Origin of the sequence: Myxococcus sp. AM011, assembly GCF_013372595.1 — a bacterium.
In the GTDB taxonomy this organism is placed as follows: domain Bacteria; phylum Myxococcota; class Myxococcia; order Myxococcales; family Myxococcaceae; genus Myxococcus; species Myxococcus eversor.
In genome coordinates this window covers 1-12,037 of the sequence record NZ_JABXEM010000318.1, presented here as the reverse complement: position 1 = coordinate 12,037, position 12,037 = coordinate 1, and the positions used below count along the sequence as shown (strand labels likewise).

The 12,037-nt window shown below is 73.4% G+C and carries 8 protein-coding genes; 6 read left to right on the top strand and 2 right to left on the bottom strand.

The features are described from left to right. Nucleotides 1-156: 156 nt before the first annotated feature. Nucleotides 157-2,121 (top strand): ATP-binding protein, encoded by a 1,965-nt coding sequence (locus HUW62_RS41195; RefSeq protein WP_176437546.1) that lies wholly within the window; start codon nucleotides 157-159, stop codon nucleotides 2,119-2,121. 5 nt (nucleotides 2,122-2,126) lie between these two features. Here the strand turns inward: HUW62_RS41195 and HUW62_RS41190 are convergent, their stop codons facing one another. After that, complete coding sequence (locus HUW62_RS41190; protein WP_368670614.1) at nucleotides 2,127-3,593, bottom strand: di-heme oxidoredictase family protein; 1,467 nt, start codon at nucleotides 3,591-3,593, stop codon at nucleotides 2,127-2,129. Beyond that, a complete protein-coding gene (locus tag HUW62_RS41185) occupies nucleotides 3,590-5,344 on the bottom strand; it encodes a chromosome condensation regulator RCC1 (protein ID WP_176437545.1) in 1,755 nt (584 codons plus the stop codon). Before HUW62_RS41185 ends, HUW62_RS41190 begins: the two co-directional genes overlap by 4 nt. Before the next feature lie 404 nt (nucleotides 5,345-5,748). Here HUW62_RS41185 and HUW62_RS41180 point away from each other — a divergent pair, with 404 nt between their 5' ends. From HUW62_RS41180 to HUW62_RS41160, 5 genes are all read left to right on the top strand, one after another. Further along, nucleotides 5,749-6,126, top strand: a complete 378-nt coding sequence (locus HUW62_RS41180) for a response regulator (RefSeq protein ID WP_163870008.1) — start codon at nucleotides 5,749-5,751, stop codon at nucleotides 6,124-6,126. After that, nucleotides 6,123-8,165, top strand: a complete 2,043-nt coding sequence (locus tag HUW62_RS41175; RefSeq protein WP_176437544.1) for a chemotaxis protein CheA — start codon at nucleotides 6,123-6,125, stop codon at nucleotides 8,163-8,165. The genes HUW62_RS41180 and HUW62_RS41175 overlap by 4 nt, the downstream gene beginning before the upstream one ends. After that, nucleotides 8,162-8,608: a chemotaxis protein CheW gene (locus tag HUW62_RS41170; RefSeq protein ID WP_163870010.1), complete on the top strand. Its 447-nt coding sequence runs from the start codon at nucleotides 8,162-8,164 to the stop codon at nucleotides 8,606-8,608. Before HUW62_RS41175 ends, HUW62_RS41170 begins: the two co-directional genes overlap by 4 nt. Next, nucleotides 8,589-11,147, top strand: coding sequence for a methyl-accepting chemotaxis protein (locus HUW62_RS41165; protein WP_176437543.1), 2,559 nt, complete (start codon nucleotides 8,589-8,591; stop codon nucleotides 11,145-11,147). The genes HUW62_RS41170 and HUW62_RS41165 overlap by 20 nt, the downstream gene beginning before the upstream one ends. Next, nucleotides 11,144-12,037: HEAT repeat domain-containing protein (locus tag HUW62_RS41160; protein ID WP_176437542.1), on the top strand; the 894-nt coding region annotated here is incomplete at its 3' end. The genes HUW62_RS41165 and HUW62_RS41160, both read left to right, overlap by 4 nt.

The window sequence follows — 12,037 nt, the reverse complement described above, 5'->3', positions numbered from 1 at the left end:
GCCGTGGGCCGCTCGGGGGGCGAGGCGGGTGTTTGCCCGGCCAACACTTGGACACGGGTACCTTGACTCACTGCGACGAGTGCACACACTTGCGCCTTTTCGCTCCTCGGGGTGCTGGGATGGCCCTGTTGCTCGTGTCTCCGGGTCCCCCTCGCCGTGACGAAGCCCAGCCTGCTGCTCATCGAAGAACCCAGCGTCGCCCGGGAGCTCCAGGTGCTCGCGCTGGAGAGCCAGGGCTGGCAGGTCGTCGCGTTGGCGGACGTGGGGGCGGCCGCCTCGCTGCTCCAGGCGCAGCCGGTGTTGCTGGTGATTGCCGCCGCCGGGCTGCTGGCCGCGGGACAGGAGGGCCTGGCCGCGTTGCGCCGGGCGGTGGAGGCGACGGCGGTGGGGCTGTACGTGCTGGCCTTCCCCGCCGAGGAGGAGGTGGTGCGTCGGCGCTCGCTGCCGCTGACGGGCTTCTTGTGGCGGCCGTTGACGCTGTCGGGGCTGGTGGAGGGGGTGAGGCAGGCGCTGCCGGAGCAGGAGCCGGGTACGCGCCGGCCGCTGGTGCTGGTGGCGGATGACGACCCGGTGTCGCGCAAGTTGTTGCAGTTGCTGCTGGTGCCGCTGCGCTTCCAGGTGGTGTCCGCGTCGGATGGCCAGCAGGCGCTGGAGGTGGCGCGGCGGCGGCGGCCGGACGTGGTGCTGGCGGACGCGCTGATGCCGCGCCTGGATGGCTACAAGCTGTGCCTGGCGCTGCGGCAGGACCCCCGGCTGTCGCGCGTGCCGCTCATCCTCACGCACACGCTGGCGCCGGACGAACTGGACCTGCGCATGGCGCACAACGTGGGGGCCAACGGCTTCGTGCGGAGCACGCAGGACGGGGACGCGCTGGTGGGCACACTCCTGCGCGCGCTCAAGGCGGGGGGCCCCGCGCCGCTGGTGCCAGGAGGAGAGCTGGCCACCGAGGACCACCTGTATCGGGTGGTGCGGCAGTTGGAGCGGCGGGTGGGCCTGTTGGAGCAGGCGGAGCGTGGCACGCGCGAGAGCGAGGAGCGCTTCCGGCGGGTGGTGAACGGCTCCTACGACGGCTTCTGGGACTGGGACCTGCGGCGGGGCTCGCTCTACTGGAGCCCACGCCTCCTGGAGATGCTGGGGCTGACGCCGGAGGCCTTCGCGGGCACGTATGACGCCTTCGTGGAGTTGTTGCATCCGGAGGACCGGGCGGGCGTGCTGGCCGCGCTCACCGAGCACCTGGAGCGGGGCGCGCCGTACGACGTGTCCTTCCGGCTGCGGCACGCGACGGGGGGCTACCGCTCCTGCGTGAGTCGCGGGAAGGCGTCACGCGACGCCCAGGGCCAGCCGGTGCGCATGGCGGGCATCATCGGCGACGTGACGGAGCAGCTGCGGCTGTACCGCGAGGCGCGCGAGGCGGTGCGCGCGCGCGACGACTTCCTCAGCGTGGCGGCGCACGAGCTGCGCACGCCGCTGGCCGCGCTGCGGCTGAGGGTGCAGGGCGCGCAGGGGGCGCTGCGGGTGCTGGGCGTGGCCCAGGCCATTCCCCGGCTGGAGCGCGCGCTGGAGGCCGCGGACCGGCAGGTGCAGCGGATGTCGGACCTGGTGGAGTCGCTCCTGGACGTGTCCCAGTTCCAGGGCGGGCCGCCGCACCTGCACCTGGACGTCGTGGACCTGTCGGTGGTGGTGCGTGACGTGGTGTCGCGCTCGGAGTCGGCCGCGGCGCGCGCGGGCTGTGAGCTGGTGCTCGGGCCGCTGTCACCCACGCGGGGCCGCTGGGACGGCGCGCGGCTGGGGCAGGTGGTGTCCCATCTGTTGTCCAACGCGATGAAGTTCGGCCCCGGCAGGCCCGTGGAGGTCGCGCTGGAGCGCGAGGAGGACACGGCGACGCTGTGGGTGAGGGACCATGGCATCGGCATCGCCCCGGAGCGGGTGGAGGGCCTGTTCCGCCGCTTCGAGCGCGCGGTGCCGGTGCGCCACTACGGCGGGCTGGGCCTGGGGTTGTACCGGCTGCGCCGAATCGTGGAGGCGCACGGCGGCGAGGTGTCCGTGTCCAGCACGCCCGGCGAGGGCTCCACGTTCCGCGTCCGCCTGCCGCTGGAAGGCCCCCCCACCGCGCGCGCCTGACTTCCTCAGAGCGAGTCGAGGAAGGCCACGAGCGCGTCGCGCTCCTCCCTCGCCAGCGCGCGCACGGCCTCTCTCGCGGACTCGGCCTCTCCGCCGTGCCAGAGGATGGCCTCCAGGAGCGTGCGCGCCCGCCCGTCGTGCAGCAGGCGAGAGTGTCCGCTCACCGCCCGCGCGCGGCCCAGGCCCCACAAGGGCGCGGTGCGCCACTCGCGGCCGGAGGCGAGGAAGTCCTCGCGCCCGTCGGCCAGCGCCTCGCCCAGGTCATGCAGCAGCAGGTCCGAGTAGGGCCAGATGAGCTGGTTGGACAGCTCCGGGTAGCCGGCGAGCGTGCCGGTGGTGACGGATGGCCGGTGGCACTTCGCGCAGCCCACGCGGTGGAAGACGGCCTTGCCACGCAGGACAGGGGCCGCGTCCACGCCCGCGCGAGTGGGCACCGCCACGGTGTGCGAATAGAAGTCGAGCGCCACCCGCTGCCGCTCACTCACCTCGGGCACACCGCCGTGGGGCGCGGCCCCGCATGCGGCCTGCGCCAGCGTGCAGTTCTCCGTCGGGAACAGCGTGGTGGTGAGGCCGAGGTCGCCCAGGAGCGCCGCCGCGTTCTGGTGTTCGATGTCCGGCTGGTTCGCCTTCCAGCCGAAGCGGCCTTGCACCTCGCGGCCCAGCAGGTGGTTCCACACGCGGTTGGGCCGGCCGGAGATGCCGTCGTCATTCGAATCGTGCGGGTCCGCCCAGGAAAGCCACGTCGCTTCGTCCACCGCCGCCAGCAGGCCCAGGCCCACCATGGGCTGCGCCACCCGCGCGGACGTGCGCGTGTCGGGCGACAGCGGACCAAAGGCCAGGTCCGTCAAGAGCAGCTCCGGGGACTGGAGCGTGTACGCCTCTCCGTCCACGAACGTGCCCGGCACGTCGGTCCACGCCACGCGCACCTGTCCCTCGGCGGGCACGGCGCCGACGCCTCGGGGCTGGAGCTGGTCGCCATAGGTGGGCTCCGGCATGGGCCCACCGTGCGTGTCCTTGCCGGGCACCGACAGGCGCACCAGCAGCGTGTCGGCGACCTCGCCTCCTTCTGGAGGCCGCCCCCGGCCATTGCCCAGGTGACAGGCCAGGCAGGAGACGGAGTGGAAGACGGGGCCCAGCCCGTCGCGCTCGGGGTGGGTGTTGTTGGGAGAGGCCACCCAGTTGGCCTCGAAGACGGACTCCCCCACGAAGAACTCCGCGCGCCGCGAAAGCGACAGGTTCCCCGCCGGCCGCGTGAAGGCGGCGGCGCCGGAGTCATTGACGCTGGTGTCACCGCCGGGCCTGTCCTCTCCTGTCTCCACCACGTCGAAGCGGGGTTGCTCGGGCTGCTCGGGCTCGGGCACTTCGGGCTCGGGCTCCGTGGGAGGCGGGGTGAGGGCCTTGGGGTCGCCGTCGCAGGCCGCGACGCCGAGCAGGGCCATCAGGAGGAGGACAGGCGCGGCGGGTTGTTTCACGGCAGGGGCACCGGGATGGGGTCGGTATAGGACCAGCGGTCGATGATGCCATCGGGGCCGAGCGAGCCGTTGAGATTCCAACCCCAGGCGAAGACGGAGCCGTCCGCGCGCACGGCGATGACGTGGGTGGCGCCCATGCCCATGGAGGACAGGGGGGCGACCTGCGACGAGGACGCCGTGGGCACCGGGTGCGTGGCCTCGGTGATTCCCAGGCCGAGCTGGCCGTTGAAGTTCTGCCCCCAGCCCATCAGCGAGCCGTCCGCGAGCCGCGCGAAGCTGTAGTTGCCGTTGGCGAAGACGGCGCGCGCGGTGGTGACGTTGAGCACCTTCACGGGCGTGGCGCTCTCCACGTTGGTGCCCACCGAGCCGTCGCCCAGCTGTCCGCTGACGCCCAGGCCCCAGGAGGACACCGTGCCGTCCGCGTGCACCGCGAGGATGTGGTCTCGGCCGTTGGCGATGTCCACCACGTCCGTCAGGTTCGGCACCTGGCTGGGAAGCGGGTGGTTCTGCGTGTCGGCGACGCCGTTGCCCAGGTTGCCGTAGTCGTTGCGGCCCCACACCCAGACGGTGCCGTCGCGCTTGAGGGCCACCGAGTGCATGGAGCCGCCCATCACCTTCACCACGTCCGTCAGGCCCTGCACGACGACGGGGTAGTCCTTCGCCGCCGCCGTGCCGTCGCCCAACTGGCCGTTCGTGTTGTTGCCGAACGCGCGCACCGTGCCGTCCTCCATCAGCACCAGCGTGTGGCGGAAGCCGGGCGCCACGGAGACGGCGCCCGTCAGGCCGGGCACCCGCGTCGCCGCGTAGCGCGGGGTGACGTCGAGCGTGTGGGGCGCACCGTCCACCGGCGGCGTGCCCATGCCGAGCTGGCCGTCCGAGTTCTCACCCCACGTCCACACCGTGCCATCCGCCGCCAGCGCCGTGGCGAAGTTCTGGTTGAAGGCGATGGAGGTGGCGGACTCCAGGCCTGGCACCGCGCGGGGCTGCGTCTGGTCCGTCGTCACGTCCGCGCCCAGGCCCAGTTGCCCCCGGTTGTTGCGGCCCCACGTGTAGACGCGGCCTCCGCGCACCGTGCCGCTGTGCAGGCCGCCCGCCGAGGCCAGCCCGCCGAAGTGGAACGTCACCGTCTTCTCGCCCGTGTTGCCCTGGGCATCCCGCGCGCGCACCACCACCTGGTTGGCACCGGGGCGGGGAGCGACTTCGAAGGAGAGCGTGCCTTCGGCCGTGGCGGACGGCGTGAGCTGCTTCTCCTCGCCCCCGTTGAGCGTGTACGAGAGCTGCGTCACCGCCGCGTTGTCCGTGGCCACCGCGTCCACGCGCACCCGGCGCACGGTGAGCGACAGCCCCTCGTCCGGGGACAGGACCTGGACCTTGGGCGCCTCGGCGTAGCGCAGGTGCATCACCCGCGCGCTCGTCCCGCCAGTCTGATCCACCGCCTCCAGCCGCACCTCGTTGTCGCCCTCGGGCAGGGTCAGCTCCACCGTGAAGACGCCCGACGTGGCCGTCTTCCCGGTGACTTCCACCGCCTGGGCCGCGCCGTCGTTCAGCCGCGCCGTCAGCCCGGCCAGCTTGCCCGGCGCGCTCACCTGGCCGGTCAGCCGGACCACGGGCTCTCCGGTGGTCTCACCCGAAGCGTGGGACGTCACCAGCAGATACGGCGAGACGGGGACACCGGGCGTCGACTCCACGTCGGACCCGCACGCGGCGAGCCAGAGGGCCACGAGCGCCAGGACACAGGCACGGGACTTCATGGGGAACTCCTGAATTGTTGAGATTGATTTGCAGAGTCAGAAAAGCGCCCGGCCTCATACCGCTCGCGGCTCCGGGCGCGCAAGCGACGGAGGGCTCATTTCGGCGGGTGCCCCCATGGATTCCCCGAGGGAGAAGCGTGCGCGGGAAAGCCCGGGAAGCGCTCCAGGCGTCAGGGCGGGTCCTTCTCCACGGCTCGGCGGGCCCTGGGTTTTGTGACCGGGGACCTGGGAGGTGTGGGACACTCGCACCAGCAGCACGGGGAGGCGGCCGAGCCCTCCCACTGCCGGTCCCTGTCCCAACGTACGATTGTCCTCCACCGGAAGGTGGCGGGGAGGACGCCGAGACGTTCTCTATGCAGGCCGGGGAATCGCTCTAGGTTCGGCGCACGTCGCCAGGGGAATTCATGCCAGAGGTGCTCGTCGTCGATGACAGCAAGGTGATGCGGGACATGGTGGTGGCCTGCCTCAGGCCCTACCCGGGCCTGAACTTCACCCATGCGTCCAGCGGGCTGGAGGCCATCGAGCGCCTGTCGCTGAGCCCGTACGACCTGCTGGTGCTGGACCTGAACATGCCGGACATCGGCGGCATCGAGGTGGTGGAGTTCGTGCGGAGCCAGGACCGGCTGCGCGCGCTGCCCATCATCATCGTCACGACGCGTGGAGACGAGGCGTCGCGCACCCGGGCCCTGTCCGTCGGCGCCAACCGCTTCATGACCAAGCCCTTCACGCCCGATGCCATCCTCGCGGAGGCGCGGGGCCTGTTGGAAGAGAAGCCGGTTTGACGGCCTCCGTGGACCTCGCGGACTTCCTCCCCGCCTATCTGGCGGAGGTGGAGGAGCTGCTCGACTCGGCGCACCGCCACTTGATGGCCGTGGAGGCGAGCGCGCGTCGTGGCGCCGCCCATCCGAAGTCCGTGCGGGAGCTGTTCCGCGCGCTGCACACCATCAAGGGCCTGTCCGCCATGGTGGATGTGGAGCCCATCGTCTCCATCTCCCACTGGATGGAGACGTCGCTGCGTCAGGCCGACCAGGCGGGCGGGCGGCTCCCCGAGTCCAGCGTGGAGCCGCTGATGGAGGGGCTGCGCGCGGTGGAGCAGCGCATGCGCCAGCTCGCCTCGGGCAAGGACGCATCGCCCGTGCCGTCCGGGCTGCTGGAGCGACTGGAGGCCCTGGGGGTCTCCAGCTCCGTCGTCACCGGCACCGCTCGGCCCGTCGCCGTGACGCTCGATGAGGGCCTCGCGCTCGCCTCCCGGCTGACGCCCGTCGAGCGCGAGCAGCTCACGACGGGCGCCGGCCATCGCCGCCCGGTGCGCGTGGACTTCATCCCCGGCGCCGAGCGCGCCGCGCGGGGCATCACCATCAACAGCGTGCGCGAGCGGCTGGCGGCGCTGGGGGACCTGGTCAAGGTCGTCCCCCTCGCGGGGCCGGCGCCCGGCGGTGGCTCGCTCACCTTCGTGCTGCTGCTGAGCACCGAGGCCTCGGACTCCGTGCTGATGGAGGCCGCGGGCGGTGAGCCCGCCCAGGTGCGCGCGCTGTCCTCCCCACCCGTGTCCCCGGCCGTTGACGGGACGCCCGCGCCGGAGCGCGAGCCGGAGCTGGAACTGGAGGAGCCCGAGGAGGCCCGCCGGTCCACCGGGACGCTGCGGGTGGAGGTGTCCCGGCTGGACGAGGCGCTGGAGCGCCTGGCGTCGCTCGTCGTCAACCGCTCGCGGCTGCAGCGCGCGGTGACGGACCTGACCGCCGCGGGAGCGCCCACGCGGGAGCTGCGCGCCATCCTCCAGGAGAACGGGCGGCAGCTGCGCGACATGCGCGCGGCCATCCTCCGCCTGCGCATGGTGCGCGTGGGAGACGTGCTGGACAGGCTGCCGCTGTTGGTGCGCGGGCTGCGCCGCACCACGGGCAAGGCGGTGCGGCTGGAGCTGGACGTGGGCGACGCGGAGCTGGACAAGGCCGTGGCGGACCGCATGTTGCCCGCGCTGGTGCACCTGGTGCGCAACGCGGTGGACCACGCGCTGGAGTCTCCGGAGGAGCGCCGCGCCGCCGGCAAGCCCCTGGAGGGCACCGTGCGCCTGGGCTGCCATGCGAACGCCAGCGGCTGGGTGGACCTCACCATCACCGACGACGGGCGGGGCGTGGACGCGGAGGCGGTGGCCCGGCGCGCGCGAGCTCCGGTGCCCAGGGGCTCGGATGACCTGCTGGAGCTCCTGTGCCGGCCCGGCTTCTCCACCCGCGAGGAGGTCACCTCCACCAGCGGGCGTGGCATGGGCATGGACATCGTCCGGCGCATCGTCGTGGACCAGCTCGGAGGCGAGCTGCGCCTGGAGACGCGCCTGGGGGTGGGCACCACCTTCCACCTGCGCGTGCCCCTGACGATTACCCTGCTGGACGCCATCATCTTCGAGTGCGCGGGCCTGCGCTACGCGGTGGCGGTGGGCTCCGTGGAGGAGCTCATCGAGGTGGAGGCCGCGCGGGTGGTGCGGCCCGCGGGCGCGAACGGCGTGGCCCTGGTGGAGCGGCGGGGCCAGGCGGTGTCGCTGGTGTCGCTGGCGCGACTGCTGGGCTCCACGCAGGCGGTGGACGTCACGCCCGCGCGGGGCCTGGTGGTGCGGCAGCGCGGAGACCTGGTGGCGTTCGGCGTGGACCGGTTGCTCGGTCAGCAGGAAATCGTGCTGCGCCCGCTGGAGGACCCGCTGGTGCGGGTGCCTGGCGTGGCGGGTGCCACGGACCTGGGGGATGGCCAGCCCACGCTGGTGCTGGACCTGAATGCGCTGGGAGCGGCGCGCCGCCCGGGGGCCGGGGGACGAGAGGAGCGCGCGACATGAGCGTGCTGCATGTGGTGTTCAAGGTGGATGGCGCCGAGTACGTGCTGCCGGCGTCGGATGTCCTCCAGATGGAGTCCTTCACCGGGGCCACGCCCGTGCCAGGAGCGGCTTCGCACGTCGAGGGCCTGGTCCAGGTGCGGGGCCGCGTCATCCCCGTCGTCGACGCGCGCAGGCGCTTCGGGCTGCCCGCGCTGGAGCGCTCGCTCGACACGCGGGTGGTGGTGGGGCAACTGGGGACGCGGACGGTGGGGCTGTTGGTGGACAGCGCGCGCGAGGTTTTGAAGCTGGACCCCTCGAAGTTCCAGCCGCCGCCACCCTTGGTGGTGGAGGGCTCGAAGGGGTTCGTGAAGGCCGTGGCCCAGGTGGGGCCCAGGCTGGTGATGCTCATCGATTTCCCCCGGGTCATCGGGGAGGAGACGCCGGATGGCGACGGAAAACGGTAATGGCCCCCAGGGGCAGGATGACGCGCGCGGCCTGACCGAGCGCTTGTCGCGCGGAGTCCGGGAGGGCGCGACGCTGCTGCAGGACGCGGAGGCGCTCGCCTCGCGGCTGGCCGCCAGCGGCAACGAGCAGGCCGCGGCCTCCGAGCAGGTGCGCGCCTCCATCGAGTCGGTGGCCGCGCACGTCGAGGCGACGAGCACGGCGGCGCAGTCGCTCGCGCGCTCCCAGCGCACGGTGAGCGACTCCGCCCGCGCGCTGCAGCAGGAGGCGGAGGCCACCGCCGGCGCCGTGCAGGAGGTCAGCGCGTCGGTGGCGGGCGTGCGCAAGGACGCCGCCCACCTGGCGGCGGAGGCGGACACCACTGCCGCCACGCTGGAGCAGGTGACGCGCTCGGTGAAGACGGTCAACGCCAACGCGGAGGACCTGGCCGCCTCCAGCGAGGAGTTGCTCGCGTCCATGACGGAGATGAACTCCACCGTGGCGGACCTGGTGACGCGCAACCAGTCGGGCGCGGCCTCCGCGGAGGAGGTGGGCGCGACGATTGAGGAGATGGCCAAGGGCATCGCCCGGCTGTCCACCGACTCCCAGGGCATGGGGGAGCGGGTGACGCTGGTGACGGGCGCGGTGGTGGGGCTGGGCAAGTCCCTGAGCGACTTGTCCCGCGATGCCACCACCATGTCCTCCGGCGTGGAGGAGACGGCGTCCACCGCGGAGGAGCTGGCGCGCAGCGTGCGCGGCGTGGCGGAGAGCGCGCGCGTGCTGGAGACGCACGCGGCCTCCACCGCCTCCACCGTGGAGGAGGTGGCCGCCAGCGTGGAGCAGGTGGCCGCCACCGCGGAGAAGAACGCCGCCGTGGTGGACGCCAACGCGGCGACGATTGAGCAACTGGCGCGCTCGGCCCAGTCCGTGGCCAAGGCGTCGGAGGCCATCAACGCCCTGGCGGCCACCAGCGCCAGCGCGTCCTCGCAGCTGGAGGTGTCCACGCGGCGGGTGGCGCAGATGGGCGAGGAGGCTCGCGCGACGTCGGACCGGGTGGGCACCATCGCCCGCGAGGGCGGCGCCACGGTGGTGCGCTCCATCGCCGGCTTCAGCCGCATCCGTCAATCCATCGTCGAGTCCTCCGGCGTCATGAAGGAGATGGGCAAGCGCGCCGAGGAGATTGGCGACATCGTCCAGACCATCAACCTCATCGCGGACCGCACCAACCTCCTGTCGCTCAACGCCAGCATCGAGGCGGCGCGCGCGGGGGAGCACGGGCGCGGCTTCGCGGTGGTGGCGGAGGAGATTCGCGCCCTGGCGGACCGCGCGGCGGCGGCCAGCTCGGACGTGGCGAAGATTGTCCGGGGCCTGCAGACGACGGCGCGCGAGGCGGCGAGCGCGAGCGCGGAGGGCATGCGCGCCGCGGACGAGGGCGCGGCGCTGGCGTCGGACGCGGAGCGGGCCCTGTCCACCATCCTCAAGGGCGTGGACGACGTGGGGCAGAACGTGCGCGAGGTGAACCGCGCCACGGGTGAGCAGGTGCAGGTGGTGCAGTCGCTGGCGCAGGGCACCGCGAAGATGAGCGAGCAGGGCCGCGTCATCGCCACGTCCGCGACGGAGCAGGCGCAGGCGGCCCAGGCGCTGGCGCAGGGCGGCACGGAGATGCGGCGCATGGCCCGGCAGACGACGCAGGCCACCGCGGAACAGGCCCGCGCGCTGCGCGACGTGGTGCGCTCCAACGGTCAGCTGGCGGAGGTCGCCCAGAAGGTGTCCCGCGCGGTGCAGGAGCAGGCGGCGGCGGCGGTGGACCTGTCCAAGGGCGCCGCTCAGATGCGCCAGCTGGTGCAGGGCGTGAGCGCCGTCGTGGGGACGCAGAGCAGGGAGGTGACGGGGATGGGGCAGGCGGCCCAGGAGCTGTCGAGCACCACCCAGCGCACCCTGTCGGGGCTGGCCGAGCAGGCCAAGGCGGCGGCCGAGGTGGCGCGCGCCATGGAGGAGACGCGCAAGGAGGTGGCCCAGTCCGCGCGCGGCATGTCGGAGCAGGCGCGCGCGCTCAAGCAGGGTGAGACGGCCAGCCGCCAGGTGGCGAAGCTGGCGTCGTCCGTGACGCGTGCCACCGACGAGCAGGCCCAGGCGCTCGTCGCGCTGGTGAAGGGCGCGGACGAGGTGCGGCGGGTGGCGAAGGGCACGGCGCGCGCCCTGGACGAGCAGTCGGAGGTGCTGACGGGGCTGGCGGCCTCCGCGCAGCGGCAGGCCACGGGCACCGCCGCGGTGGCGCGCGCCAGCGGCGAGGCCACCCAGGTGATGGAGGGCCTGGTGAAGGGCGTGGAGGAGATGCGGGTGCGGGCGAGGGAAATCACCACCACCACCGCGCAGCAGGTCCGCGCGTCGGCGGCCACCGCGGGAGAGGTGCGCGAGGTGGCGGGGCGACTGACGCACCTGTCGCGGCTTCAGGCGGAGCAGGTGGAGAGCCTCGAGCGGCTGGGGAGTGTGCTGGGGAGTGGTGGAGCCCCGCAGGCCCCCGAGGCGGGGGGCTCGCGCTCCCGGGAGCGACAGACATGACGGATTCGACTTCCGTGACGGCCTCTCCCTTGTTCCTGTCCTCGGAGGACAGGGCGCGGGTGGAGGAGGTGGAGCAGTTGGCGCGCAGGGGCGCGGGCAGCCTGGAAGCGCTGGTGGGCGGGCTGGACACGTCGAGCTGGGCGGTGCGTCGCGCCGTCGTGTCGGCGCTCGCGCGGCTGGGCACTCCGGCGGTGCCGCCGTTGTGCGACGTGCTGCGCCACCGGCGCGACAACGAGGCTCGGCTGGCGGCCGCGGTGGAGGCGCTGGTGGCCTCCACGGGCGCGGTGGAGGAGTCGCTGGAGGGCCTGACGGACAGCCCGTCCGCGGCCATCGTCTGTGACGCCGCGCAGGTGCTGGGGCGGCGGCGCAGCCGGCGCTCGGTGCCGCTCCTGGCGCGGCTCACCGTGCACCCGGACGACAACGTCGCGGTGGCGGCCATCGAGGCGCTGGGTCGCATTGGCGGCGGCGCGGCGGTGGACGCGCTGCTGGGGGCGCTGGGCAGCGGCAACTTCTTCCGCATCTTCCCCGCCATCGACGTGCTGGGCCGGTGTGGAGACCCGTCGGTGGTGCCCGCGCTCCTGGGCCTGCTCGCGGACCCCTTCTACGCCCTGGAGTCGGCGCGCGCGCTGGGCCGCACGGGCCAGGACGCGGCGGTGCCCGCGCTGGTGGGCCTCTTGCGGCGGGGCAATGACGCGCTGGTGCGCGTGGCGGCGGTGGCGCTGGCTGACATCCACGAGGCGCAGGTGCAGCGCTTCGGCGGCGCGCGCGCGGTGCAGGGAGCGCTGCGCTCCGGCAGTGACTTGTCCATGCTGGGCCGCAGGCTGGCGCAGGCCATCAGCAGCGCGGATTCGGCGGAGCGGGCCGCGCTGGCGCGGCTCCTGGGCTGGGTG

What these genes read in the sequence shown, in the direction of transcription:
- HUW62_RS41165 (WP_176437543.1), top strand. Translation starts at nt 8,589, where the DNA reads ATGGCGACGGAAAACGGTAATGGCCCCCAGGGGCAGGATGACGCGCGC.
- HUW62_RS41185 (WP_176437545.1), bottom strand. Translation starts at nt 5,344, where the DNA reads ATGAAGTCCCGTGCCTGTGTCCTGGCGCTCGTGGCCCTCTGGCTCGCC.
- HUW62_RS41180 (WP_163870008.1), top strand. Translation starts at nt 5,749, where the DNA reads ATGCCAGAGGTGCTCGTCGTCGATGACAGCAAGGTGATGCGGGACATG.
- HUW62_RS41170 (WP_163870010.1), top strand. Translation starts at nt 8,162, where the DNA reads ATGAGCGTGCTGCATGTGGTGTTCAAGGTGGATGGCGCCGAGTACGTG.